General features: G+C 61.9%; 25 protein-coding genes. 18 read left to right on the top strand and 7 right to left on the bottom strand.

The features are described 5' to 3' along the window. Positions 1-42: 42 nt before the first annotated feature. Positions 43-1,251: a multidrug effflux MFS transporter gene (locus D0550_RS11800; protein ID WP_116809389.1), complete on the bottom strand. Its 1,209-nt coding sequence runs from the start codon at positions 1,249-1,251 to the stop codon at positions 43-45. Positions 1,252-1,454: 203 nt separating this feature from the next. On the opposite strand from D0550_RS11800, the gene D0550_RS11795 reads away from it, so the two are divergent. After that, on the top strand, positions 1,455-2,306 hold the full coding sequence (locus D0550_RS11795) for a helix-turn-helix domain-containing protein (protein WP_116809388.1): 852 nt from the start codon (positions 1,455-1,457) through the stop codon (positions 2,304-2,306). A gap of 36 nt (positions 2,307-2,342) precedes the next feature. Beyond that, positions 2,343-2,798 (top strand): VOC family protein, encoded by a 456-nt coding sequence (locus D0550_RS11790; RefSeq protein WP_116809387.1) that lies wholly within the window; start codon positions 2,343-2,345, stop codon positions 2,796-2,798. Between the two features lie 7 nt (positions 2,799-2,805). Here the strand turns inward: D0550_RS11790 and D0550_RS11785 are convergent, their stop codons facing one another. Continuing rightward, the gene (locus D0550_RS11785) at positions 2,806-3,234 is read right to left on the bottom strand and encodes an organic hydroperoxide resistance protein (RefSeq protein ID WP_116809386.1); all 429 of its coding nucleotides are present in this window, start codon (positions 3,232-3,234) and stop codon (positions 2,806-2,808) included. A gap of 103 nt (positions 3,235-3,337) precedes the next feature. Between D0550_RS11785 and D0550_RS11780 the strand changes: the two genes are divergently transcribed. Continuing rightward, positions 3,338-4,168 carry an AraC family transcriptional regulator gene (locus tag D0550_RS11780; protein ID WP_116809385.1) on the top strand — a complete coding sequence of 277 codons (831 nt, stop codon included), beginning with the start codon at positions 3,338-3,340 and terminating at the stop codon, positions 4,166-4,168. Positions 4,169-4,253: 85 nt separating this feature from the next. Here D0550_RS11780 and D0550_RS11775 read toward each other — a convergent pair whose 3' ends face one another. Continuing rightward, on the bottom strand, positions 4,254-7,859 hold the full coding sequence (locus tag D0550_RS11775; protein ID WP_116809384.1) for a LysM peptidoglycan-binding domain-containing protein: 3,606 nt from the start codon (positions 7,857-7,859) through the stop codon (positions 4,254-4,256). 376 nt (positions 7,860-8,235) lie between these two features. Between D0550_RS11775 and D0550_RS11770 the strand changes: the two genes are divergently transcribed. Further along, positions 8,236-8,625, top strand: coding sequence for a VOC family protein (locus D0550_RS11770; protein WP_116809383.1), 390 nt, complete (start codon positions 8,236-8,238; stop codon positions 8,623-8,625). Between the two features lie 18 nt (positions 8,626-8,643). Here the strand turns inward: D0550_RS11770 and D0550_RS11765 are convergent, their stop codons facing one another. Continuing rightward, positions 8,644-9,249 (bottom strand): DUF2946 family protein, encoded by a 606-nt coding sequence (locus tag D0550_RS11765; RefSeq protein ID WP_116809382.1) that lies wholly within the window; start codon positions 9,247-9,249, stop codon positions 8,644-8,646. A gap of 80 nt (positions 9,250-9,329) precedes the next feature. Between D0550_RS11765 and D0550_RS11760 the strand changes: the two genes are divergently transcribed. From D0550_RS11760 to D0550_RS11720, 9 genes are all read left to right on the top strand, one after another. Next, positions 9,330-9,953, top strand: coding sequence for a TetR/AcrR family transcriptional regulator (locus D0550_RS11760; protein WP_241520787.1), 624 nt, complete (start codon positions 9,330-9,332; stop codon positions 9,951-9,953). Between the two features lie 494 nt (positions 9,954-10,447). Then, on the top strand, positions 10,448-10,927 hold the full coding sequence (locus tag D0550_RS11755; protein WP_116809380.1) for a DUF1579 domain-containing protein: 480 nt from the start codon (positions 10,448-10,450) through the stop codon (positions 10,925-10,927). 42 nt (positions 10,928-10,969) lie between these two features. After that, a complete protein-coding gene (locus D0550_RS11750) occupies positions 10,970-11,710 on the top strand; it encodes an NIPSNAP family protein (protein WP_161965777.1) in 741 nt (246 codons plus the stop codon). A gap of 66 nt (positions 11,711-11,776) precedes the next feature. Continuing rightward, positions 11,777-13,060 (top strand): Hsp70 family protein, encoded by a 1,284-nt coding sequence (locus D0550_RS11745; RefSeq protein ID WP_116809378.1) that lies wholly within the window; start codon positions 11,777-11,779, stop codon positions 13,058-13,060. 78 nt (positions 13,061-13,138) lie between these two features. Continuing rightward, positions 13,139-13,930, top strand: a complete 792-nt coding sequence (locus D0550_RS11740; protein ID WP_116809377.1) for an HAD hydrolase family protein — start codon at positions 13,139-13,141, stop codon at positions 13,928-13,930. A gap of 50 nt (positions 13,931-13,980) precedes the next feature. Next, complete coding sequence (locus D0550_RS11735) at positions 13,981-15,666, top strand: thiamine pyrophosphate-binding protein (RefSeq protein ID WP_116809376.1); 1,686 nt, start codon at positions 13,981-13,983, stop codon at positions 15,664-15,666. Positions 15,667-15,687: 21 nt separating this feature from the next. Beyond that, positions 15,688-16,269, top strand: a complete 582-nt coding sequence (locus D0550_RS11730) for an NnrU family protein (protein WP_116809375.1) — start codon at positions 15,688-15,690, stop codon at positions 16,267-16,269. Positions 16,270-16,272: 3 nt separating this feature from the next. Continuing rightward, positions 16,273-17,052, top strand: coding sequence for an alpha/beta hydrolase (locus D0550_RS11725; RefSeq protein WP_206606220.1), 780 nt, complete (start codon positions 16,273-16,275; stop codon positions 17,050-17,052). A 204-nt stretch (positions 17,053-17,256) separates the two neighbouring features. Next, positions 17,257-19,056 (top strand): ABC transporter ATP-binding protein, encoded by a 1,800-nt coding sequence (locus tag D0550_RS11720; RefSeq protein WP_116809374.1) that lies wholly within the window; start codon positions 17,257-17,259, stop codon positions 19,054-19,056. A gap of 50 nt (positions 19,057-19,106) precedes the next feature. On the opposite strand, the gene D0550_RS11715 is transcribed toward D0550_RS11720, so the two are convergent. After that, the gene (locus tag D0550_RS11715; RefSeq protein ID WP_116809373.1) at positions 19,107-19,508 is read right to left on the bottom strand and encodes a GFA family protein; all 402 of its coding nucleotides are present in this window, start codon (positions 19,506-19,508) and stop codon (positions 19,107-19,109) included. Between the two features lie 80 nt (positions 19,509-19,588). Here D0550_RS11715 and D0550_RS11710 point away from each other — a divergent pair, with 80 nt between their 5' ends. Beyond that, positions 19,589-19,984, top strand: coding sequence for a hypothetical protein (locus D0550_RS11710; RefSeq protein ID WP_116809372.1), 396 nt, complete (start codon positions 19,589-19,591; stop codon positions 19,982-19,984). 2 nt (positions 19,985-19,986) lie between these two features. Here the strand turns inward: D0550_RS11710 and D0550_RS11705 are convergent, their stop codons facing one another. After that, the gene (locus D0550_RS11705) at positions 19,987-20,571 is read right to left on the bottom strand and encodes a DUF1203 domain-containing protein (RefSeq protein WP_241520786.1); all 585 of its coding nucleotides are present in this window, start codon (positions 20,569-20,571) and stop codon (positions 19,987-19,989) included. Between D0550_RS11705 and D0550_RS11700 the strand changes: the two genes are divergently transcribed. Then, a complete protein-coding gene (locus tag D0550_RS11700) occupies positions 20,566-21,426 on the top strand; it encodes a DMT family transporter (protein WP_116809371.1) in 861 nt (286 codons plus the stop codon). The genes D0550_RS11705 and D0550_RS11700 overlap by 6 nt on opposite strands. Here the strand turns inward: D0550_RS11700 and D0550_RS11695 are convergent. Beyond that, on the bottom strand, positions 21,423-22,586 hold the full coding sequence (locus tag D0550_RS11695; RefSeq protein WP_116809370.1) for an MFS transporter: 1,164 nt from the start codon (positions 22,584-22,586) through the stop codon (positions 21,423-21,425). The genes D0550_RS11700 and D0550_RS11695 overlap by 4 nt on opposite strands. A gap of 111 nt (positions 22,587-22,697) precedes the next feature. On the opposite strand from D0550_RS11695, the gene D0550_RS11690 reads away from it, so the two are divergent. From D0550_RS11690 to D0550_RS11680, 3 genes are all read left to right on the top strand, one after another. Then, complete coding sequence (locus D0550_RS11690) at positions 22,698-23,594, top strand: LysR family transcriptional regulator (protein ID WP_116809369.1); 897 nt, start codon at positions 22,698-22,700, stop codon at positions 23,592-23,594. An 80-nt stretch (positions 23,595-23,674) separates the two neighbouring features. Beyond that, positions 23,675-24,733: an ATP-dependent DNA ligase gene (locus D0550_RS11685; RefSeq protein WP_206606219.1), complete on the top strand. Its 1,059-nt coding sequence runs from the start codon at positions 23,675-23,677 to the stop codon at positions 24,731-24,733. A gap of 62 nt (positions 24,734-24,795) precedes the next feature. Next, a complete protein-coding gene (locus D0550_RS11680) occupies positions 24,796-26,253 on the top strand; it encodes a M20/M25/M40 family metallo-hydrolase (RefSeq protein WP_116809439.1) in 1,458 nt (485 codons plus the stop codon). The last annotated feature ends 17 nt before the right edge of the window (positions 26,254-26,270 follow it).

The following is a 26,270-nucleotide window of genomic DNA, read 5'->3' as shown; positions in this document are numbered from 1 at the left end:
CGGCCGCCCGCCTGCATCTGGGAATTCCGTTAGGACGACTGCTTATTTCGACGCATGTTCGCCAACTGGCTCGTTCGTCGTCTCGCGCGCCGAGGTCAAAACGATCCAGCCCGCGGTGGAGCAGATCGCCATGACGAATGCCATGGGTAGGGGACCCGTCAAATCCAGTACACCGACCAGCGCGGCAGCAATAGCGCCCGTGCCCAATTGCAGGAAGCCCAGCAACGAGGAGGCGCTGCCGATGTTCTTGGTGAAAGGTTTCAGCGCCAGCGCCGCTGCGTTCGGATACGTGATGCCGGCGCAATGCAGGAACGCGAACAGCAGCATCACGGTCGACCACTTGCCCAGATCCAGCGTCAAAGACAGCACCAGGAAGCTGACGCCAGCGATCACCTGGAACAGCAATGCGCGCCGAAACACCTGCTCGCTGGCGAAATGTTTCAATAGCAGATGATTCAGCTGACCGCCGAGAATCATCCCGCCGGCGAGAATGGCGAAGATCGCGCCGAAGCCACCGGGTCCGACGCCGAAACCGTCCATGAATACCGCCGGCGAGCCGGACACGAACACGAACAAGCCTGCAAACGACAAGGAGCCGGCGATCGTGTAAGTCCTGAACTGTGGCTGCGCCAGGGCATCGCGAAACGTTCGAAGAATTGGCGCGGGTCGCAAACTCACCGACGGGTCGGGTGAATACGTGCGTGGTATTGCGAACATCACGAGCGCGAGATCGAGAATGGCAAGCGCGGCCAGCGTGGCGAAGATTACCCGCCAACTCGCGATGGTCGCGATCAAGCTGCCGATGCTTGGCGCGAGCAGCGGCGACACGCTCAAAACGAGCATCAGCGTGGCGAAGGCACGAGCCGCCTTCTCCGCGGGAACATGATCGCGCACCAATGCGATCGCACCGACCGACGCAGCGCTGCCGCCGAGCGCCGAAATGAATCGGTACACCAGCAGGCCTTCGAACGACGTCGTCGTCATGCAGCCGAGCGTGGCGAGCACATAGATCGCCAAGCCTGCGTAAATCGGCCGCTGCCGACCGAAGCGATCGAGCAATGGGCCGTAGATGACCTGGCCGAGCGCAAAGCCGATGAAGTACACCGACACGCTGAGCGACATACGTGACACCGGGACGTGCAGATCGGCTGCAATCTGCGGGAACGCCGGCAGATACAGGTCGATGGTGAACGGTGTCAGCGCATTCAAAAAGCCGAGCACGATGATCAGGAACGTAGGATGTCTTCGCATACAGCAAATGGCGACGCATCGCTGCGCCGTCGAACGGAGCTAACAAATGGAAAATTGCAGGAGGTTCCGGGCGGAGCGCGGGTTTTTGAGGGCCGGCTGGCGGATTCGCAGCGCTGAAGATTGCGCCCAGGCCGGCAGAGTACAACTGCAGGGGCCGGCGTGTCCATCATCGCGCGCACGAGCTGTCCGGGGTATAAGGAGTGATGATCCGATACCGTCCTGCCCCGCCGCTGGATGCTGTGATTGACTGTATCTGGCTCAATCACCGCCGCGAGCATTGCCCGAATTGGGAGCACATGCTGCCTTCCGGTAAGGCACATCTCGTCATTGCTTTACACAATTCGCCCATTCACTGGGCTGCGCCGGGCAGCAAGGTCGAATGGCATTCGTGGACGCGGGGAGTCATTCACGGCCCCCAATCCCGTTATTATGTCGCCGGGCCGAAGCCGCCGGGTGTCGTGGTCGGCGCGTCGTTTCGCGTCGGCATGGCCGCCGCGGTTCTCGACGCATCGTTGGATGAGCTGCGCGATCGTCACGTTTCCATCGAGGAGCTGTGGGGCTATCGCGGACTTCAGCTGCATGAACGACTGGCGTCGCTGCAGGAACCGATGGCGATTTGTCGAGCTTTGGAAGCCGAATTGATTGCGAGGATGCGCCGGCCGTTGTTGATTCATCCCGCCGTTGCCTACGCATTGCGGCCCGATGGACTCGGCACTCGCGTGGACCAGATTCAACGGCGCACCGGTTACAGCCCGCGGCATTTCATCGACTTATTTCACTCGGCCGTGGGCCTCACGCCGAAGCACTTCTATCGTGTGCAGCGTTTCTCGAGCGCGCTCACTCGCCTGGCGCAACGTCAGAGCGATGGTGGAGGGCTCGCTGAGGTGGCGCTCGCCGCCGGCTATGCAGACCAGGCACACTTTTCCCGGGAGTTTCGCGAGCTCGCCGGCGTTGCGCCGTCCGCTTATTGTCCGCCCGCCGTGAATAGCGAGCATCACCACGTGGTCAGTGCCTCAGGTAAAAAAGCTTCAAGACTCGTGCGCCGCCGAACCTGACACTATGCTCTCACGCTAGAGACTTCAGGAGCGGCCATGAGCGATAAGGGCGAGCAGACCATCCACGAGGTGTATTCCTACTTGCGGGTGCATGACACCAAGGCGGCCATCGATTTCTATGCGCGGGCCTTCGGCGCGAAGGAATTGTTCCGGCTGGTCGAGCCCAGCGGCAGAGTGGGCCATGCCGAGGTGAAACTCGGGCCCGTGACCGTCATGCTGTCGGATGAGTATCCGGAGATCGGCATTCGCGGACCGCATTCGATCGGCGGCACCAGCGTGTCGATTCATATTCACGCCAGTGACGTGGATGCTCTGTTCGAGCAGGCGGTGGCGGCGGGTGCAACCGTCGTGCGCCCTTTGCAGAATCAGTTCTACGGCGAGCGTTCCGGCACCGTGCGCGATCCGTTCGGTCACGAATGGCTCCTCGGCGGCCACATCGAGGATATGACCGCCGAGGAGATGCAGCGTCGTTATACCGCGCTGTTCACTTAGCTCGAGGTCAGTCGACCACGACCAGCTTCACATCGATGTTGCCGCGAGTGGCATTCGAATACGGACAAACGATGTGCGCCTTTTCGACCAGCTGTTGCACCTGAGCCTTCGGCACGCCGGGGACCTGGATGCGCAACTCGGCTTCGATGCCGAAGCCGGTCGGAATGGCGCCGATGCCGACGCGTCCGGTCACGGTCGTGTCGGCCGGCAGAGCGACCTTTTCCTTACCGGCCACGAACTTCAGCGCACCCAGGAAACACGCCGAATAGCCGGCGGCGAACAGCTGCTCCGGATTCGTCCCCGGACCGCCAGCGCCACCCAGCTCCCGCGGCGTGGACAGCTGGATATCGAGGACATTGTCGGATGACTTGGCGCGGCCGTCGCGGCCTCCGGTGGCAGTAGCCTGTGCGGTGTATAAAACTTTCTCGATCGACATGACGTGCTCCTTGGGTGGGTGTGTGTCTGTGGAAGAGACTGTACGCGTGCCTGCCGGACTCCAGGTCACTTAAAATCCGAAAAACTTGATCGGGAATATGGGAATGGTCGACCGACTGGAGTCCTTACTGACGCATTTCGCGGTGCATGCCCGCATGTTCCACTCCGGCGCGCTCTGCGGACTGAACGAAGTGCCGACATTGCCTGATACGGGGCAGCTGCATCTGATCAAGCTGGGACCGGTCGAGGTTGCACATGACGGCGAAAGTCCGCTGCGGGTCGTCGAGCCCAGTTTGCTGCTGTATCCGCGACCGCTGAAGCATCGCTTCACTACGGACGCGAAACGCGGCGCCGACCTGGCTTGTGCGAATTTGCATTTCGACGGAGGCGTCGCCAATCCGATTGCCGCAGCGTTGCCGTCTGTGATCTGCGTGCCGTTGGCGCAAATCGACGGCGCGGACGGCGTACTGTCGTTGCTGTTCGATGAAGCATTCAATCAACGCTGCGGTCGTCAGGCGCTGGTGAACCGCTTGTTTGAAGTGGTGTTGATTCAAGTGCTGCGTCACTTGATGGAGAGCGGCCAGATCCGCAGCGGCATGCTTGCCGGCATGGGGCATCCCAAGCTGCGCAATGCGTTGGTGGCCATGCATGAGCAGCCCGCGTATGAGTGGTCGCTGGAAGAGCTGGTAGAAAGGGCGGGCATGTCTCGTAGCGTGTTCGCGAATGCCTTTCGCGACACCGTCGGCCTGACACCGGGTGCTTATCTTCAGAACTGGCGCGTGAGTCTGGCGCAGCAGGCGCTACGTCAGGGGCGTTCGCTCAAGATGATCGCTGTGGAAGTTGGCTATGGTAGCGAGGCGGCGCTGTCGCGAGCGTTCAAAACGCAGAGCGGCCTGACGCCGCGCGAATGGAAACAGGCGCAGGCGAACGGCTGAAGGCAGCCTCGATACAAAAGAAATGGGCCCCGTCTTGCGACGGGGCCCAGGTTGGTTCGCCCTAGAAACGTTTTGGAAACGTTTGTTATTCGGTGATGGTGTAGGCGAGCTCGGCCGGGATCAGCAGCTGCTGGCCCACGGTCAGCGTCGGACGGCCGAGGTAGTCCCACAGCGCCGTCGCCGCTTCGCTGCGGCTCGTGCCGTACAGCGCCAGCGCGATGCTCTGCCAGGTGTCACCGCTCTGCACGATGTAGTGCGTCGGCACCGGCGGAGTCACGGTCAGCGTCGTCGGCAGCGGCTGCAGATGCAGGCCCGTCGTCAGCGTCGGATTCGACATAGCAGTCTGCAACGCCGTCGCTGCGGACACCGAGTCGATGCCGTACAGCGTGTTGGCGAGTGACTGCCAGGTCGCGCCAGCCGGCACGACGTAGTACGGCGTGGCACTGGAGCGAGCCGAGTAGATCGAGCGTCGGACGCCATCGGCCTGGATCCACAGCGCCGTCGCGTTGCTCGCGCCATCCATCGCCACCACCGGCATCGAGGCGGCTTCTGTACGCGATTCAATGTTGACCGGATCGCCCCATACGCCGTTGCTGAAGCGGGCGGCGTAGAGCTGACCGTTCTGCTGGGCCCACGCGACGACGGCGTTGCCGTTGACGAGCGACACGGCCGCTTCCATATCGACGTTGACGGCTTCGCTGCTGTTTTCCAGAGCCACGGCGCTGCCCCACGTTCCGGTGGCGGCATCGTACCGACGTGCGTACTGCGACGGACCGGTGCTGTCGGTATCGACGAAGGCAGCCAAGGCATCGCCGTTCGCATCTACCGAGATCTCGCCGGTCGTGCCAGGGCCCGAGCCGACGTTCAGCTGCACCTGCGGGCTCCACTGCCCGGTGGTCACGTCGTAGCGACGGGAGTACACACCACCGCCACGCCACAGAACGATGGCATTGCCAGCCGCATCCATGCCGAGGCGGGGATGACGCTCACCCGGGCCGTTGAGGCCGACAACCGGACCGAACGACTGCGTGGTGTTATCCCAGCGGCGCGCGTAAATGCGGAAGCCTTCATTCGGATCGCGCTGGCGCCACGCGAGCATCGCGTTACCGTTGCTATCGATCTTCACCTCGGGATGATCGCCGACGCCGTAAGCGGTGCCGGTATCGACGCGCACCGGCGCGGTCCAAGTCCCGGCGACGAGGCGCGACACATACAGGTGGCCCAGCGTGCCGTCGGACTGCACCCACGCGATCGCGGCGTGCTCACCCGTGCTCGAGCTGCTGGTACCCGTAGAAGGAGTCACGGCAAAGTTGCTCGTCTCGAGCAGCTGCGCCGCGCTCCAGGTGTTGGTGCTGGCGTTGAAGCTGCTGACATACATGGAGACAGCTGCGCCGTCGCTCTGCGCCCAAGACACGAAAGCATTACCCGTGGTCTGCTCGATCGTGACGCGTGGGGAGAACGCTTCGTTGGGGTTTGCATCGAGCACCGTGGCCGTCGACCACTGACCATTGCTGATCGTGAAACGGCTCATCACCACGTCGCCGCCCTGCAGCCACACAGCAATGCCGTTGCCGGCATGGTCGAATGCGACCCGCGGCTCGAAGGTTTCGACAGGGTTCGTTTCCAGCAACTGCTGCGGCGTCCAGTCGGTCAGCGGCACCGTCAACGCACTGTTGTTGAGCGGGTGATAGGTCGTCGACGTCGTGTTGACGCGAGTCCAATCCAGCGGTGCGCGGAAGTTCGCAGACGTGGTGTACTGGAAGCTGCTTGGAACGACCAGGTGCTGACCCGCGGTCAGCGTGGTGGTGCCCAACAGTGTCTGCAACTGAGTGATGGCGGCGACATCAGTCACGCCATACACGCGCTGCGCGACATGCGCCCACGTATCAGTGGAGAGCACGGTGTAGTAACCCGGGATGGTCGTCGTCACGGTCAGCGTGGACGGGAAGCCGCTCAGGATCGCGCCGGCGCTCAGCGTGCCGCCACCCATCGCAGCCTGCAGCGCATTGCCAGCCTCGACGTTGTTGACGCCGTACAGCGCGTTGGCGACGGACTGCCAGGTCGCGCCGTTCGGCACGATGAAGTTCGAGGTCTGGAACATCGCCTGATAAACGGAGGGCTGCAGACCATCGGCTTGCTGCCACAGCACCGCGGCATTGCCCGCGGCGTTGACGGCGGAGGTCACCTGGCTAGCCATTTCGTCGCGAGTCTCGAGCAGCGTGACCGGGCCCCAAACGCCATCCGTCATCTTGATGCCGTACAAATCGTTGTGCGCACCCTGCTCCACCCACGCCACGACGGCTTCATTGCCGACCATGCTGACCGTGACAAAGAGGTCGAGGTTGACCGGTGTATTGCTGTTTTCCAGCAGCTCGTAATTGCCCCAGGTGCCGGACGCTGCGCTGTAACGGCGTGCGTACATGGAAGGGATGCCGCCGGCGTTTTCGATCCAGGCGACCATCGCATTGCCGGCGGCGTCCACCGACAACTGGGCGTCCATGGTGCCGCCGATGCCGGCGCTGATGTCGATCTGATTGGTCCACTGACCGGTAGTCACGTTGAACTGACGGACGAACACGCCGCCATTGCGCCAGACCAGGAAGGCATTGCCGGCGCCATCGAACTGCAGACGATGTTGACGATCGCCGGCGCCGTTCATCGGCATCACCGGGCCGAACGACTGCGTGGTGTTGTCCCAGCGGCGGGTGTTGATGCGAAAGCCGGTCAGCGGATCCTGCTGGCGCCAGGCGACAGTCACGTTGCCGTTCAGATCGACGGCGACTTCAGGATGCAGTGCCTGGTTGACGCCGGTATCGACCTGGACCGGCACGCTCCAGCTGCCGTTCTCCAGGCGTGACAGATAGACGTGCAGGGTCGTGCCATCGGACTGACGCCACGCCACTGCGGCCTGAGAGCCAGCCACGGAGACCGACGAGTTCTCGTCTTCGCCGGAGACCGGGTTGTTCGAGTTCTCCAGCACCTCAGGGGTGCTCCAGGCATTGGTCGCGGCGGTGAAGCGGGTGGCGTAGATCGATTCCGCGACGCCATCGCTCTCGGTCCAGGTCACGATCGCATTGCCGGTGGGGCGGTCGATCGCGATGCGCGGCTGGTGAGCGATGTCGATGCCCACATCGAGCACAGTCGGCGTAGACCAGCTCGCGGTGCTCGCGGTGTAGCGGCTCACGAAAATGTCACGCAGGGCCCACACAGCAAAGCCATTGCCAGCGGCATCGAATGCGACGCGCGGGCTGGTGTTGATGCGTTCGCCGCCGAGATTCACGGTGTCGTGCTCGAGCAAGGCGGTCGGACGCCAGCCGCTGGAGCCGAGCGCCACGGTGTTGAGGTTGTAAACGTCGGTGCGAGTAGTGGTGAGCACGGCCGAGTTCGCGGTTGCGGTGGCGAGATCGCCGATCGCTTCGTTGACTGGCGGAGTGGTCGGATTCGTGCCGCCGCCCGGATTGGTCGTGCCCGGATCGGTAGTGCCCGGATTCGTAGTGCCGCCGCCCGGCGTCGGCGCGGTCGGACCCGGATTGGCGTTACCGCCGCTGCCGCCGGAGCCAGGTGAACCGGAAGAGCCGCCGGAAGGCAGCGCGTTCTGTGTGACGCCTGGGCCGCCGCCGCAACCCGCCAGCACCGCCAACACCGAAAGACTCAGTAGGGTGTGCCCGATTCCGCCAATGACCCGTGCCATGTTTTGATCCTTATCTGAAGGTTCGTTTGCCACCTGCGACCGACAGTGGTCACAGGTTCGTTCTCTATCGCTAGTCTCGTCTGCTTCGCGGCGCTTGAGTGGTCGGATGAACGATTGTTAATCCTGGCTGCACTGACTGAAGCTCGATGTGTCCGATTCTTTTACACATTTGCGCCGAGTTTTCTTGTGCCGCCGACCAACGCGCGTCGTGTCTGCGTGGATCCATCGGAACACACATTGTCGCGCACGAAAATGGATTGACTTCACAAAGCGACCGGCCCGGCTGTAAGCGTTGCTGACACTCACATCGAAGTGACGGGAAACTTTCCAACTCGACGCCAGTCCCTACTTGTCACTGTCTTCAATTTCGACACTCATGCGCATCGAACATCTGGCTCTGTGGACCGACGACCTGACGCGTGTCAGGAATTTTTACGTCACGTATTTCGACGCTGTGGCGGGCAGCGGCTATCGCAATCCCGCCAAGGGATTTGAATCCGTTTTCCTCAGCTTCAGCACTGGCGCGCGTCTGGAGTTCATGCGGACCACGACGCTCTCGCCAGTCGTCATTGAAGCGGGCGCGCAGCGCATGGGCTTGACGCACTTCGCCATCTCGGTCGGCTCCGAAGAGCGCGTCGATGCCCTCACGCAGGGTCTGAAGGATGATGGCTACCCGGTACTCGATGGCCCCCGTCGCACCGGCGACGGTTACTACGAGAGCGTGGTGCTCGATCCCGACGGAAATCGAATCGAAATCACGGTCTGATTGGATTCACCCGGCGTGCTAGTCCATCGCGCGGGTCGCGACTTTTTCGCCGTCGCGAGGTGCGGGAACGCGCTCGAAGCTCAACACTGAGGGTGCTTGAGCGAAGTCGAGGCGTTGCAGCGGCAATTGAGATGTGCCGATGGTGAGTGCGATGTCGGTGCGTGATTGAGAAGGCAGTTCGAGCGCGGCAGCAAGCGCATCGTCATCTACGGGTTTGCCCGCAATGGACAATCTGTCCAAGGCCCACTGCAGATCGGTGCCGCGCAGCTCGCCGGGGCCGTGTTCGGTTGCGAGTACCAGCGAGCCCGCTTCGTCTAAGTAGGCGGCGCGAAGCTGTGCGACTGGCAGCCCGGTGTGAGTGACGAGATGCTCGCCGTCTTCGGCGACAAGCACGATGAACGGCGTCGATTCGAGCTGCATGTAGCCGCGTTGCGGACCGTTCTGAAAATACCAGCGGCCATGCTGGTCCGCGGCGTAGTTCCGATTGATCACTTCGATGATGCGAGCATGGCTGATCGCTTCGCCTTGCACGAGCCAGCGGCCGCGACGGTCCAGGCCGAGCCAGCCGAACAATGCCGGCACGTTCGGCCAGCGCTGCAACGCATTGAGTACCCATTCATCCATCGGGGCAGTGTGCCGTCGCAGAGCGGTGATCTCAACTTGCTATGATTTGCGACGCGAGCGTTGCTTCAGTGAGGTGGGCGGTGGCGGCGAAGAAGAAGCGGGCGGGACATGCGCCCGCACGTAAAAACGATCCCGAGGGCGTGAGGGCACGCTTTCTCGATGTCGCGGCCGAGTTGTTCCAGAGTCGTGGGTACAGCGCGACAGGGATGCAAGCGATCTTCGAGGCTGCGGGCGTGACGGCGGGTGCGTTCTATCACCACTTCGAAGGCAAGAAAGATCTGGCGTTGGCGGTCATCGAGGAACGAGTGGCGGCGGAGGTCGAGCAGACGTGGATCGCGCCGGTGCGAGCGGCGAAGACGACGCTCGATGGGATCACGGCGGTGTTCAAGAGCATCGCGACACAGTTGGCCGCACGACAGGCGGTGCGAGGGTGTCCGCTCAACAATCTCACCCTGGAGCTTGCGTTCGCTGATCCGGATTTTCAGGAGAGCCTCGCGCGAGTGTTCGCGCATTGGCAAAGTGAGCTCGAGGCGAAGCTGAAACATGACATGAATGAGCGAGTGCTGCCGCGATCCAAGCCGGGAGCGCTGGCGGCTTACATCGTTGCGGTTTACTCAGGCGCGATGGCTCTGTGCAAAGTTCAACAATCGCCCGCGCCGCTGTTGCAATGCTTGCCCGAATTGCGGGATCGGCTGTCGTCCTGACTGCTGCGGTCATTGACAGAACCGAACGATCGTTATGGAATGGTCGCTCGCTGGTTTTTGGCTGGCGCTTTTCGCTTCGCGGTGGCGCTGACGCGCGTTGCGCGCAGCCTGTCGGCAGAGCTGGGGCGTAAGATTAAGTGGGGGTCTGACTCGCGAGCGTCTTTACTGTTGGCGGGCTTTGCGTTGATGGCTGCCGCATGATTTGGGCAGTGGCCGCGTGACGCTCAGTGTCGCTCGCCCTTAACGCGCTAACGCGCTGCGAGCTGCAACGCGCGTCGTCATCGGTACTGCGAGCGTGCAACGGTTTGCTCGAATGGCGGCGGGCTTGGAGTCACGGTGGTTGCGAACTTCCCGAGACCCTCCACCTTTCCCCAGCTCGAAGATGCGCGACTCGAGGCAGCGCGCTTCGCGCGCGGGAAGGGGCGCGCCCCTGACCCCGCCTGAGGATGTTGATGGAAAACGGATTGGGTAATGGTATTTAAGGGAGAGTACGCATGACGACAGCTTCTGTTTCGGGTGCAGCTGACTTCGATTTTCTTCACGGCAGCTGGCGCGTATCACACCAGCGTCTGGCTGCGCGCTTGAAAGGCAGTACGGATTGGGTTCGCTTTGGCGGAACCATGACTGCCAAGCCCATCCTCGGTGGTTGCGGCAACTTCGATGAGAACGTGATCGAGCTGCCGCAGGGAACGTATCAAGCGTGCACGGTGCGTTTGTTCAATCCCGAGCAAGGGCGCTGGAGCATTTATTGGATCGATGGTCGCGATCCGAAGCTCGACCAGCCGGTGCATGGCACCTTCAGTGATGGCGTGGGCACGTTCTTCGGTGAAGACACGTTCGAAGGGCGGCCGATTCGGATTCGTTTTCTGTGGTCGCAGATCAAGGCGAACAGCGCGCGTTGGGAGCAGGCGTTCTCCGTCGATTCGGGTGCGACCTGGGAGGCGAATTGGATCATGGAGTTCACGCGAGTCTGATCCATGCGAGCTTGGTTGGCAGCACTATCGGTAATTTTCGCAATGACCTCGCAGGCACAGACATCCGTCGCGACATCGAGTGTGCTCGAGCTGCGTCAGTACAAGATCTTTGCGGGCAAGCGCGACGCGATGATCGCGGTGTTCGACGGCAAGCTGATTGAAGGGCAGGAGCAGGTGGGCATGCGTCTGCTCGGGCAGTTCCGCGATCTCGACGATCCAAATCGGTTCACGTGGATGCGCGAGTTTCCGAGCATGGAGTTGCGCGGTAAGGCGTTGACTGAGTTTTACACTGGGGCAGTGTGGAAGGCGCATCGCGGTGAAGCGAATCCGTTACTGGAGGACAACGACAACGTCTTGTTGTTGAGGCCTGCGACGGCGGAGTTGGCGATGAAGGTGCCGCCGGCGAGCGAGCGCGCTTCGGTCGGCGATACGCAAAAGACGGCAGGGGTGGTCATCGTGACGATCTACTATCTATGGAAGGATCCTGCCGAGGGCTTTACTCAGTTCTTCACCGAGAAGCTCGCCCCGGAACTGACAGAAGCGGGCGTGCCTGTACTCGGCGGCTATGTAACGGAGTCGACGCCGAACAATTTCCCGGCACTGCCGGTGAGGCAGCATGAGAAGGTGTTCGTCTGGTTTGCTCGCACGCAAGATGCGACGAGTTACGATCAGCTGCGCACGCGACTCGCGGGCACTGCCGTCGGGCGCGAGCTGACTGATTATCAAGAGCGAGCCGCACAGGTCTTGAGGCTTGCCCCGACGGCGCGATCACTGTTGCGCTGAGGTTTCAGGAGCGGCATCGCCCCGTCGAGCTGCTACAATAGCCGGCCACTCCCCCGGCGATTTTCCATGCAGCCCATTTCCATTGGTGTCGATTTCGGCACCAGCAATACCGTTATTGCCATGGTGGGCGCAGATCTCGGCTCCGCCGTGCTCAAGGTGTCATCGCGAGCCGGCGAAGGCGCCGCGCTGCCTTCGATTCTCTGTTTCCGGCCGGCCGAGCCGAATCCGCGAGATCGGCCGATCAGCAGCGCGGGTGCGGACGCAATCGCCGACTACATTGCGCGCACCGGGCCGGCGCGGCTCGTGCAATCGATGAAATCGTTTCTCGGCAGCCGCGCGTTTGTCGACACGAAGGTGTTTACTCACACCTACACGCTGGAGTCGTTGATCGGAACATTGCTGCAGCATCTATATGACTCGACCGGTGCTCGTGAGTTGCTGGGTCAGGCGCCGCTCGTCATCGGTCGGCCCATCGAGTTTGCTGGCGCATCGCCTGACGACGAGTTGGCGCAAGCGCGGCTGAAGGCTGCGTTTGCTCACGCAGGGCGCGAAGCGGATCGAATTGGAACGGAGCCTGAAGCGGCTGCGTACGCGTTTGCGAGCAGAGCGCGAGGTCGTCATCTAGTGCTCGTTGCCGATCTTGGCGGTGGCACGAGTGACTTCTCGATCGTTGAAGTCAATGCCGAAGGCGCGCAGCCGAAGCTCACGCCGCTGGCACAGACTGGTATCGGCATCGCCGGCGACCGCTTCGATTATCANCAGATCGTTTTTTACAAACGCGGTTGTTGCCCGGCGCTCGGCATGGGCTCGCAGTTTCAGCCGGAAAGCAAGAAGCTGCCGATTCCGTTGTGGATCTACGCGAACTTCTCCAGCTGGCATCAGCTGTCGATGATGAACAACCGTCAGACGTTGCGGCACATCACTGACATTCTGCGCACGGCTGTGGATCAGGAAGCGTTCGAAGGCCTGGTGCATGTCATTCGCAACGAGGAAGGGTTCACGTTGTTTCAGGCCGTGTCGCGCGTGAAGCAGGCGCTGACGATGCAGGGCACCGCGAAGCTCAGCTTCAATGCAGGCCCGATCGAGATTGATCGCACGGTCGCGCGCGGCGAGTTCGAGCGATGGATTGCTGACGATTTGTCACGCATCGAGGCAACTGCGGATGAAGCAGTTCGCACCGCAGGTGTGAATCCTGCAAACCTTACCCGCGTTTTCATGACCGGCGGCACCGCGCTGGTGCCGGCGGTGCGCGAGTTGTTCGCGAGGAAGTTTGGAGCGGACAAGCTCGTGGGCGGCGATGAATTTTCTTCGGTCGCGCAAGGCCTGGCGTTGATGGGCGTGCCTCGCTGAAGTGAGCTAAATCTGACGGCGCGAGCATCCCGCGGTCACGCTACACTCGTGACCTGTGCTCGCGCTGGGAAGACACCCTTGATTGCGTTGATTGGCATCGATGTCGATGGCACCTTGGTCGGCAGCTCCGGCCAGGTGCCCGATGTGATCTGGCAGCTTGCCGCTGAGGCGCGTGCCGCAGGAATTCATCTGGCATTGTGCTCGGGACGGCCAGCATTCGGCCTGGCTGCGGACTATGCGCGTCATCTGGACGATGATGGTTGGCACATCTTTCAAAACGGCGCGAGCGTCGTGAACCTCGCCACTCACGAGTCGCGTTCCACGCCACTGCCTGAAGGATCCGTTCGCGGCCTGATCTCGCATGCGCGCGAGACCGGTCAGGTGCTCGAGTTGTATGGTGATGACGACTACGTCGTCGAGAGCGAAGCGCCTTGGGCGAGCGAACATGCAGAACTGCTCGGTCTGCCCTTCAAGCCGAGGCCGTACGAAACATTGTCGCCGCCACTGGTGCGCGCACAGTGGTTGCTCTCGCCGGAAGATGCCAAACGAGTCGTCGTGCCTGCCGGTCTAGAAATGGCTGATTCGTCGTCGCCGCTGATGCGCGACGTGCGATTCGTCGGTCTTACCCGGCAAGGCGTGAGCAAGGGCAGTGCGATGCGCGAGATCGCCGCCGCCTATCGCGTCGACATGCGTGACGTTATGTACGTCGGCGACTCGGGCAACGATCTGTCGGCTTTGCGTGTCGTCGGCCATCCGATTGCGATGGGTAACGCCGAGCCTGAGGTCATCAAGGCAGCGCAGCGCACCGTCGGGCGGGTCGATGAGGCCGGGCTGGCGGACGCTCTGAGGATCGCTATAAGCAGCCGATGACATAACGCTCGCGGTAAGATTGGCGCTTTCGTTGAGGTTAGGTGAGCGCCATGACTTCGAGCTCGAGCCGTCCGCAGCGCACGGGCGGGCAACTCATTGTCGATCAACTGCTGACGCATGGAGCCGAGCTTGCTTTCTGCGTGCCCGGCGAGAGCTATCTGCCGGTGCTCGATGCGCTGTATACCGTGCGCGATCGCATCCGGCTGATTACGTGCCGTCATGAAAATGGCGCGGCCAACATGGCCGAGGCCTACGGAAAGCTGACCGGCAAGCCCGGCATCTGTCTGGTGACGCGCGGCCCCGGTGCCACCAATGCGTCGATCGGTGTACACACTGCCTTCCAGGATTCGACGCCGATGATCCTGCTCATCGGTCAGGTGGGCACGGACTTCATGGAGCGCGAGGCGTTCCAGGAGATCGACTATCGACGCATGTTTGGTCCCATGTCGAAGTGGGTCGCGCAGATCGATCGTACCGATCGCATTCCTGAGTTCATCGCGCGCGCCTATCAAGTCGCGACCAGCGGACGCATGGGGCCAGTGGTGCTCGCACTCCCTGAGGATGTGTTGACGGGAACTGCGGACGTCGCCGATGCGCGGCCGTGGCAGCGAATCGAGTCTGCGCCTTCACCGGAGGCGCTCACCCAGTTATCTCGAATGCTCGGCGAGGCGCATCGACCTTTCCTGTTGGTCGGCGGCAGTGGCTGGGATGAAGCGGCTTGCAATCAGTTGCAACGCTTCGCCGAGACGCAACACATTCCGGTGGGATGTGAGTTTCGCTCGCAGGACTTGTTCGACAACGCGCATCCCAACTACGCCGGCGATGTGGGTATCGGCATCAATCCAAAGCTGGCCGAGCGAGTCAAAGCGTCGGATCTGCTGATCGTGCTCGGCGCGCGACTCGGCGAGATCACGACCAGTGGCTACGGCCTGATCGCAGGTCCCGTGCCGACGCAGCGACTGGTGCACATCTATCCTGAAGCCGAAGAGCTGGGACGGTTCTATCACGCTGAGCTGATGATCAACGCGACCATGCCGGCGATGACGAATGCGTTGGCCGCTCTTCCCAAGGTCACGCGCGAAGAAGCGAAATCGCAGGTCGTGGCTGCCAATGCGGAGTATCACGCGTGGCAAGGGCGCAAAGAGATTCCAGGCAAGGTGCAGATGTGGGATGTGATTCAGCACATCGACCGCGTGCTACCGTCGGATGTCATCGTCACCAATGGCGCCGGCAACTACACGACCTGGGCGCATCGGTTCCATCGCTATCGTGGCTTCCGGACGCAGCTCGCGCCAACATCGGGTGCGATGGGGTATGGCGTGCCGGCTGGTATTGCGGCGAAGGCGCTGTATCCGCAGCGTACGGTGATCTCGCTTGCCGGCGACGGCTGTTTCCTGATGACGGGCCAGGAGCTGGCGACCGCAGTTCAATATCAGCTCAACGTCATCATCATCGTCGTCAACAACAACATGTATGGCACGATCCGAATGCATCAGGAGCGCGACTATCCGGCTCGGGTGTATGGCACGTCGCTGGTCAATCCCAACTTCGCCGCGTTCGCCACTGCGTTTGGCGCTCACGGTGAGCTGGTGGAGACCACCGAGCAATTTGCGCCGGCACTGGAGCGGGCGATGAAGGCGGGCAAGCCGGCGCTGATCGAGATTCGCATCGATCCCGAAGCGATCACGCCGAACGCCACACTGGAGTCGATTCGTCAGGCTGCGCAAAAATCCTAGCTGTTTGCATGAGGAGCCACGATGCTTTACCTGATTCTGGGGCTGGTGATCTTTCTCGGCGTGCACTCGGTAGAGATCGTGTCGCCGACGTTCCGGAGCGGGGCGGTCGCGCGGCTCGGCGAGCGGCCCTACAAAGCCATCTACTCGCTGCTGTCGATTTTCGGTTTCGTGCTGTTGGTGTGGGGGTACGGTGTCGCTCGCCAGCACCCCGTCCTCGTGTACGCGCCACCGCTGTGGATGCGGCATCTCACCCTGTTGTTGATGTTGCCAGTGTTCCCGTTGCTGCTCGCAGCCTATCTGCCCGGGCGCATCAAGGCGGCGGTGAAACATCCAATGCTGGCTTCGGTGAAGTTATGGGCATTCGCCCACTTGCTGGCCAACGGCATGCTGGCGGACGTGCTGTTGTTCGGCGGCTTTCTGATCTGGGCCGTGGCTGATCGAATTTCAGTGAAGCGTCGCGCCGTGGTCCGTCCGGTGCCGGGGCCGCCGCCGGGCAAGTACAACGATCTCATCGCCGTGGCTGGCGGTCTGGCGTTGTATGTGATCTTTGTCTTATGGTTGCATCTGTTGCTGATCGGAGTGTCACCGTTGCCGGCAAGGTAAGTCGTGAGGCAGTTGCTCAGCTTCGTCGTCTTCGTCGCGATCGTTTATGTCGGCCTGTGTGCCGCGCTGTTCTTTTTTCAGCGCTCGATGCTCTACTACCCGCAGCCGCGGCCGCGGGGTGAGAGGTCGGCGACGCTGCCATTGTCAGTGGAGGGAGCGGAGCTGGTCATCAGCGTCCGTGCGCACGATGGTCCGAACGCCATCGTGTACTTCGGCGGTAACGGCGAGGATGTGACGTTCAACCTGCCGTCCTTTTCTGCAGCGTTCCCCGAGCATGCGCTGTATCTCATGAACTATCGGGGCTATGGCGGCAGCTCGGGGAGTCCAAGTGAGGCTGGCATTTCGCAGGATGCGCTGGCCTTGTTCGACTATGTGCACGCCAGGCATCCAAACGTGCTCGTGATGGGGCGCAGTCTGGGCTCGGGCGTGGCCATTCGCCTTGCCAGTCAGCGGCCCGCAACGGGCCTGGTGCTGATTACTCCCTACTCGAGCATCGTCGAGCTGGGGGCCAGTCAATTCCCGATGTTTCCGGTGAAGTGGTTGATCCGTGACCGATATGAATCCTGGCGTTATGCGCCACTCATCGGTGTGCCAACGCTTTTTGTGGTCGCCGAGCACGATCAAATCATTCCGCGCGCCAGCAGCAACGCTTTGTATGCTCGCTTCCGGCAGGGGGTGGCGCGTTTGCATGTCATTCCCGAGACCGGCCATAACACAATCTCTGCTACACCGATGTATGTAGCAGCGCTGCAATCGGCGCTTGCTCAAAACAGCGAACAATGATTGAATGAGGGCTCTTCCCATTGGCCCGTCGCGAAGCAAGGAGGGCACCCATGAAGCTATTCAGCCTGCACCTCCCATCGGTCAGTTTCCGGTAAATCCGGGCTCCCGGTAGAAAAACCGCGGCTCAACCCCAGATCGGGGTGTTCGCCGCCTTCCCGACTCCATCGGCTTCGCAAGGACGGCGCGGTAACGCGCTCGCTCATCATGGTCAAATCTCGCGTCGAGGGCTCGCAGGTCCTCCGTAATGTACTTGTTTTCACGCTCCGCCATTGGGCGCAGCGCAAGTGGCTGGTCGTCGTCGTGGCTGCGGCCATGATGCTGGCGACGGTCACTGAAGTGATCGTGCCCGTCTATGCGGGCCGGCTGGTCGATGCGCTCGCGCAGGGTCGCGAGTTTGCTCACGTCGCACTCGATTCCTTTCTGGTCATGATGGGATTGGGATTGACCATGGTGGTGCTGCGGCATCTGGCCTGGTGGTCCATCGTGCCGCTCACGCTGGGCATGATGCGCAATGTTTCGCAGGGTGCGTTTCATCGGGTGCAGCGCTTCTCGACGGATTGGCACAACAACAGTTTTGCCGGTTCGATCGTGCGAAAGATCACGCGCGGTATGTGGGCGCTCGACATGATCAATGACGTGCTGCTGTTGGCACTGTTGCCGTCGTTGGTCGTGCTGGTCGGCACGGTGTTTCTGCTCGGTCAGCGGTGGCCGATCATGGGTGTCGTGATGGCGCTAGGCTCGATTGCCTATGTGCTGCTGACGGTGACACTCGCTACTCGCCTCATCGCGCCGGCTTCGCGTCTTTCCAATGCGCAGGACACGCGCATGGGTGGCGTGCTCGCGGACGCACTCGGTGCGAATGCCGTCGTGAAGTCCTTCGGTGCGGAAGCGCGCGAGGATGCGCGGCTGAGCCGGGTCGTCAACAAATGGTCGCGTCGGACGCATCGCACCTGGATGTTGCATACGTGGAGCGGCTCGGGTCAGCTCGCGCTGCTTTGGTTCGTTCGCTCGGCCGTCACCGGGACCGCTCTGTGGTTGTGGTGGCAGGGACGAGCGACGCCGGGCGAGATCACCTATGTGCTGACGACTTACTTCGTCGTGCACGGGTATCTGCGTGATATCGGTCAGCACGTTCATCACTTGCAGCGCTCCGTGAACGAAATGGAAGAAATGGTTCAGCTGCACGCCGAGCCCATGGGCGTGGCGGATTCGCCGGGTGCGCGGCCGCTGCGCATCGATGCGGGTGAGGTGCGGTTCGACCACGTGACGTTCTGTTACGCCGGTCAGCACACCCCGCTGTATCGAGACTTGAACGTGCGGATCGCACCGGGCGAGCGTATCGGCCTGGTCGGGCACTCGGGCTCGGGTAAGACCACGTTCGTGAAACTGATCCAGCGGTTGTACGACGTGACCGAAGGTCGCGTGTTGATCGACGGTCAGGATGTGTCGCATGCCACGCAGGAATCGTTGCGGTCGCAGATCGCGATCGTGCAGCAGGAGCCCATCCTGTTTCATCGCAGCCTGGCAGAGAACATTTCGTATGCCCGGCCGGAGGCGACGATGGAGGAGATCGAGCGCGCTGCCCGACTGGCGAATGCTCACGACTTCATCGCGCGGTTGCCGCGTGGTTATCAGACGTTGGTCGGCGAGCGCGGTGTGAAGCTGTCCGGTGGCGAGCGGCAACGTGTGGCGTTGGCGCGAGCGTTCCTGGCGGACGCGCCGATTCTGATTCTCGACGAGGCGACCTCGAGCCTCGACTCGGAATCGGAGGCGCTGATTCAGCAGGCGATGGATCGCTTGATGTCGGGCCGCACGTCCATTGTGATCGCGCATCGCTTGTCGACGGTGATGGCGATGGATCGCATCCTGGTATTCGAGCACGGCCGCATCGTCGAGGAGGGCTCGCACGAGGCGCTGCTGCGCCGGTCGCATGGTCACTACCGGCGGTTGTTCGAGCGGCAGTCGGGTGGGGTTGCCGAGGTCCCTCAGGCTATCGGCGCGTAAGACCCACACCCCCCTCTCTCACTGAGAGAGGGGGGTATTTTTGTGCCGTTTCAAAGATAGCTGGTGACGGCTGGCGCGTTGTTCCAGTTGTCGTGCTTACCGTCGACGTACACGATCGGCGCTGCCGCCAATTCGTCGGGCGTGGCGTTTTCCAGGCAGCCCAGGTTTACGCCATAAATTCGCTGCCCATCCGGCGTATTGCCGATACCGAACGAGCGCACGCCGCAATGTTTGCAGAAGTAATGCTCGTTGCGTCGCGTGTTGAACAAATACCTGGTCAGCTCTGCCTCGCCCGCCAGCAGGCGAAACTGCTCCGGCATCACGATCGCCGGCCAGAACCGGTTCCTGGCACAAATCGAGCAATTACAGCGATATGTCGGCTGCGTGAGATCGATCTCCGCCTCGAACCGCACCGCGCCGCAATGGCAACTGCCGGAGTATGTTTTGAGCATGCCTCGACGATAGCATGGCGGTGTCAGCTCAAAGTATTAAGCTGTTCTAACAATCGCCCCGTCACTGCCAAGGACAGCCCATGATCGACTTCATCTGGAACCTGTTCCAAGACTCCGACATCCAGCGCCTGCGGGCCGAAGCTGAACGACGCGAACAACTATCGAGTTCGTTGCAAGCGCAGGCAGGCTCGACCGAAGCGCGGCTGCTCGAGCTGGAGCGGCGGCACGAGCAGCTCAAGCTGGTCACTCTGTCGTTGTGGCGTCTGCTCAAAGACAAGGTCGACTTGTCGGACGCGGAGCTCGAGAAATATGTGGCGAGCACCGATCTGCTGGATGGTCTCGCTGACGGCGCGGTGGACTTGAGCAAGGAGCTGATCAAGTGCCGCCAGTGCGACCGTCTTCATCTCAACACTGCGGTGGTCTGTCCCTTCTGTGGCGCCCGGGGCTCCTCGCCCAACGCGTTCGATACGACCTGAGTCTAGGCCCGATCCACCCGGGCGGCGTAGCAGCCCCACTTGGCATTGTGAACATGCAGGAATGCGACCGCTGCGTGGCTGAACATTTGCTCGATGAGGTTTTCGATGGCGGTGCCGGGGGCCACATCCGCGGCCTTCATCATGCCTTGTGCGTCGAAGGCCCGGACGGAAAGCAGGCGAGGGCGGAGTAGCTGAGGAACTTCGTCGATGGCGAGCTGCGCTTCGGTTGCGGACTGGCGGACGTAGATGGCGTGGCGTGAACGGTAAGGTGTGGCGACGGGCAGGTGCTCGTAGTTCAGCAGGATCAGTCGCTCGCCGACCGCGGCATCCTGCAGGCTGACTCGACAGGGAAAGCCGAGGCTTTGATCGGCGGTCACGCGAATAGCACCACGGCGCGCCAATTCTTCATCGGATAGCGCGAACAGCGGCGAGAACTGACTGAGAGGCAGTCCAGTGATTTGAAAGCTCATGGCGGATTCCAGGATCATTGAGTCGAGGGGCCTACCTTGCCGCTGCGGCCCGCGGCTGGCACTCCGCTTCTTGCCGCCGTTTCCTCGGCGGCTGCCTGTTAAAATCGCGGCATGCATCCCCTTGCGATCGCGGCCGTCCTGTTGGCGGCGTTTACTCATGCCACATGGAATCTCGCCGCCAAGCGCGCTTCGGGATCGCGTCATTTTGTTTGGTTGTATTCGCTCGGCTCGGTGATTCTGTACGCTCCCGCGGTGCTATGGGTGCTCGCGAACTCGCGACTGCAATTCGAGACCGCGCACTGGGTAGCGCTGCTGATGACCGGCATCTTGCACATGGGCTACTCGCTCACGCTGCAGGCGGGTTACAGAGTTTCCGATTTGTCGCTGGTGTATCCACTCGCTCGTGGCACCGGGCCGTTGTTGTCTTTCCTTGCCGCGACATTCCTGTTGCACGAGCCGGCCAATCTATTCTCGGTGCTGGGCGTATTGCTGATCGTGGGTGGCATTCTGATGGTGTCGGGTCTTGCGAATGAAGCTCACAAGGCACCGCGCGCGGGTATCGCGCTGGGCTTGCTCACGGGAGTGTTCATCGCCGGCTATACGATCAATGATGGTTGGGCGGTAAAGACGCTGATGCTGTCGCCGTTCCTCATCGACTTCACCGGCAATCTGTTGCGCCTCACGGTGCTTGCGCCACTGGCGTTGCGAGATCCGCCTGCATTGCTCGCTGAATGGCGACTGTATCGCGGGCCGATTCTCATCGTCGCCGTGCTGGGTCCGCTGGGCTACATCCTCGTGCTGTACGCGATGAAACATGCGCCCATCGGTCACGTCGCGCCCATGCGAGAGCTGGCGACGCTGATCGGAACCTACTTCGGTGCGCGTCTGCTCAAGGAACAAGTGACGCCGATACGATTGACGGGAGCCGTGCTCATCGTGATCGGCGTCATTGCTCTAGCCGTTACTGGCTAACACGTAGCCGTCGCAACTCGCGAGGCGCGCAGTCCTTTGAGCGCCAATGCGGCCGCAAGCAGTGGCAGCAGCGCCGCGACCCAGGGCAGTGCGGGCAAGCCAGGGCCATGATCGATGACTGTGCCACCCAGCCAGGCGCCGAGTGCGTTGCCGAGATTGAACGCGCCGATGTTGAAGCTCGACGCCAGGCTCTGGCCCGCGCCCTTGGATTTTTCCAGCACCCACATCTGCAGCGGTGGCACCGTCGCGAAAGCGGCCGCGCCGAGCAAGGCGACAAACACCACCATGGCGATGCCATCATGAACGGCAAACGTCATCAGCCCCAGTACGGCCGCCAGCATCAGCAGCGAACCGATGAGCGTCGCTTCCAGATATCGATCCGCAAGTTTGCCGCCAACGATGTTGCCGACGACCAGGCCGCCGCCGAAGACCAGCATCACCAGCGACACGGCCCGCTCGCCCACATGCGTGAGCTGAGTCAGCATCGGCGCGATGTAAGTGAACACCACGAACATGCCGCCGAAGCCGAACACCGTTGTCAGCAACGCCAGCGCGACGGGAGCGCGAGCGAGCGCACGAAGATCGCTGCGCCAGTCGCCCTCTTCGATTTTTCCGGCGTCACGCGGCACAAGCACGGCAATGACTGCCAGCGCAAAAGCGCCGATGCCAACCACTGCCCAGAACGTCGCGCGCCATCCGGCCAACTGACCGAGCCATGTGCCGAACGGAACGCCGAGCACCGTAGCGATCGTCAGTCCTGTGAACATGATCGCGATGGCCGACGCGCGCTGTTGAGGCGCGACCAGTTGCGTCGCGACGACCGAGCCGACGCCGAAGAACGTGCCATGCGCGAAGGCCGTCAGTATGCGAGCCGCTAACAATCCGAAGTAGCTGGGCGCGAGGGCACAAGCAAGGTTGCCGATCGTGAAGATCGCCATCAGTGCGAGCAGCGTCGCCTTGCGCGGCCAGCGTGCCGTCACCACAGTCATGATCGGCGCACCAGCCATGACGCCGAGCGCATAGCCCGAAATCAACATGCCGGCGGCGGAGATAGATACATTGAGATCGCCGCTGACTTCCAGCAGCAGTCCCATGATGACGAATTCGGTGACGCCGATTCCGAAGGCGCCGACCGCGAGCGCATACAAGGCAAGAGGCATGGCCAGTCCCGAGGGTGGAGGGAAGGCTATGATGCGGGCCAGCTCGATTGCTGATAAGAATGTCCATCTACACGATCGTCGTGCATTGAATGAACGAATCGGGGCGACTCCATGGACAACAGAACCGGCGAAATCGAGGCTTTTTTGCGCAGTGTCGAGCGCGGCAGTTTCGCCGCAGCCGCCAAGGCGTTGCGCCAGACTCCGTCCGCAGTGAGCCGTAGCGTCGCCCGGCTCGAAGCCCGCCTGGGAGTGCGACTGCTGACGCGCACGACGCGCTCGCTATCGGTGACGCCGGAGGGAGAGAAGTTTCGCAGCCAGGCGCAAAAGCTGCTGATGGAGCTGGATGAGCTGGAGCGCTCGTTCACGACCGACAAGAGCGAGCCGCGCGGGCGCTTGCGGGTGAGCGCGTCGACGCCGTTTGGGATTCATCGGCTGTTGCCGGTGTTGCCGGAGTTCCTGCAGCGGTATCCGAAGATCACGCTGGACCTGTCGCTGACCGATGCATTGGTCGATCTGGTCAGCGAGCGCACGGATGTCGCGATCCGTCACGGCGCGTTGCGAGACTCGTCGCTTCGGGCGCGCAAACTGGGCAGCAGTCGATGGCTCGTTGTCGCGGCTCCGGACTATTTGCAACGTCATGGCACGCCGCGGATACCGGCGGATCTCGATCGGCACAACTGCCTGAACTTCAGCTACCGCCGCTCGATCGAAGGCTGGTCGTTCCGAACCGGCAATCGGAGCAAACAGTTTCATGTCGCGGGGAATTTTCTGGCGAACTCCGGCGAGTCCTTGCGGTTGATGTGCATCGGTGGCGCGGGTGTGGCGCGGCTGGCGGATTTTCTGGTGGGGGAGGATGTCAGGGCCGGGCGGCTGGTGCCGTTGTTGCAGCCTTACATCAAGGAAGACAGCGAAGATATACATGCGTTGTATATCGGGCACGCCCGACTCGCGACACGAGTTCGCGTGTTCATGGATTTCCTGGCGGAGCGGGTTGCGATAGCGGAATAGCGCGGAACGATGAATTCCGTGCGGCTGAACTTGCGTGTGCTTCCCGCGTTGAGTTCGGGCATACCGCTACAGGAGTTGTTGTGCCCAAGGCCGTGAGCAAAGCGTCGATTCCGGCCAGTCTGGAGCCGATGGAGGCGCGGCTGGTCAGTGAGTTGCCGACGAGCACGGGATGGCAGTTCGAGCCGAAGTGGGATGGCTTTCGATGCGTCGTGTTCCGCAGCGGCGATCGCGTCGATTTGCAGGCAAAGTCGGGTAAACCGCTGGCGAGATACTTTCCCGAAGTGGTGGAGCGTGTGCGAGCCCTGCGCCCACGACAGTTCGTCCTTGATGGCGAGCTCGCGATTCCCGTCGGCACATCGCTCTCGTTCGATGCGTTACAGATGCGCTTGCATCCCGCCGCAAGCCGCGTTCGCAAGTTGTCGAATGAAACACCGGCGACTTTGATGTTGTTCGATTTGCTGTACGACGCGCAAGGGCGCAGCTTGCTGGACGAGCCGTTCGAGAAGCGTCGCGCAGAGCTAGAGCGATTCTTTGCGTCGTTGCCGCTGACGGATGGGCTGGTTCTTACGCCGTACACCCGCGAGCGTCGGGTTGCGCAGCAATGGTTGAACGCAGCCGGCGGCTCGCTGGATGGCGTGATCGCGAAGCAGCTCGATCTTCCGTATGTCTGCGGCGAGCGCGCCATGTTGAAGGTAAAGCGCTTGCGGACGGCCGACTGCGTCGTCGGTGGATTTCGCTACGGTACCAACAGCCGGCTGGTCGGCTCGCTGCTGCTGGGGTTGTATACCGAGGCGGGGTTGCTCGATCACGTTGGATTTACTTCATCCATTCCCAATGCCGAGCGCAAGGCGGTGACGCAGCGGCTGGAAAAATTGCGCGGCGGCTCGGGCTTCACCGGCAATGCGCCCGGCGGGCCGAGTCGCTGGAGTACCGAACGCTCCACGGAATGGGAGCCGCTGCAGCCGAAGCTGGTGGTCGAAGTGTGCTATGACCATGTCACCGGTGATCGCTTTCGTCACGGTACCAAACTGCTGCGCTGGCGGCCGGACAAGGCGCCGAGTCAATGCACGTTCGAACAGATCGAGCGGGAGGCCAGGCCGGCGAAGCTGATCGCGACGTTGTTACGAAAGAAAAAGTGATGCGCTGGTTGCGCCTGCCGACGGCGGGCAAACCTGTTTCTAAACTGCTGCGTCATGCCACAATGCGCGCTTGCCATGGCCATGGCGTATCGCATGAGGTTCCAGTGAAATACAGCTCGCGCCTTAGACACTCTGTTGCCGCGCTCATCGGCTGTGCCGCGATGAGTGTTGCCGTTGGCGGCATGGCGGCCGGCAAGCCGGCGGTCGATCAAGCTTTGCACGATCAGGCGTTGGCCATCCTGCAGAAGTCGATCAGTTTCCAGACCGTGGACGGCGCGGGTCAGGTGCCGGCCTATGCGGAGTATCTGAAGAGCGTGCTGGTCGAAGCCGGTTACTCGCCTGGCGACATCGCCGTCGAGCCGGTCGCGAACACCGCGACGCTGGTCGCTCGCTTCAAAGGCACGGACAGCAAGAAGAAGCCGCTGCTCGTCATCGGTCACATGGACGTCGTCGCAGCCAAGCGCGAGGACTGGGAGCGCGATCCGTTCACGCCGGTGGTCGAGAACGGCTATGTGTTCGGTCGTGGTTCGGCGGACAACAAGTTCGATGTTTCCATGATTACCGCGACGCTGGCCAAGCTCAAACGCGATGGCTGGAAACCCAAGCGCGACGTGATTCTCGCGCTGTCGGGCGACGAAGAAACCGCGATGGTCAGTACGCGCAAGCTCGCCGAGCAGTTCAAAGACGCCGAGCTGGCGTTGAACGGCGATGCCGGCGGCGGTTTGTTGTCCGAAGAAGGTCAGCCGGTCGTCTATGGCTTGCAGGCGGGCGAGAAAACCTATGCGGACTTCAAGCTCACTGTCACCAATCCGGGCGGCCATTCCAGCCGTCCGGGCAAAGTGAATGCGATCAATCAGCTGGCCGCCGCGCTGGAGCGGATCGGCGCGTATCAGTTCCCTGCCAAGAATAACGAGCTGACGCTCGCGTACTTCCGCGAGAGCTTGCCGAAGTTGTCCGGGCCGACGGCGCAGGCCGTGAAGCGCTATGTCGCGAATCCCGAAGATCAACAGGCCATCGCGACCTTGTCCGATGATCCGAGCTACATCGGCCAGATTCGCACCACTTGCGTGGCCACTATGATCGATGGCGGTCACGCGACCAATGCGCTCCCGCAGAAGGTCGTTGCCAACATCAACTGCCGTATCTTCCCGGGCACGCCCATAGCGGAGGTGCAGAAGACGCTCGCCGAAGTCGCAGCCGATCCGGAAGTGAAGATAACGCAGGAGATCACCGGCTCGGTCGCGAGCGACGCATCGCCGTTGCGCAAGGATGTGATGGCCGCTGTGACCAAAGCGGTGCACGCCAACTACCCGGGTTTGTCGATCGTGCCGTCGATGTCGGCTGGTGCCACCGACAGCATGCATTTCCGGGCGTTCGGTGTGCCGAGCTACGGTGTGTCGGGCTTGTTCATGAAGGACTCGGATGAGTTCTCACATGGTTTGAATGAGCGGGTGCCCGTGTCGTCCATCGACGGCGCGCTGGCGCATTGGAACAGCTTGCTGAAGGATCTGGCTCGCTAATAGCAAACGGGCGAGCT

The sequence above is a fragment of the Steroidobacter cummioxidans genome, assembly GCF_003104955.1.
The sequence above is the reverse complement of the archived record's forward strand: the minus strand, read 5'-3'. Positions and strand labels throughout refer to the sequence as shown.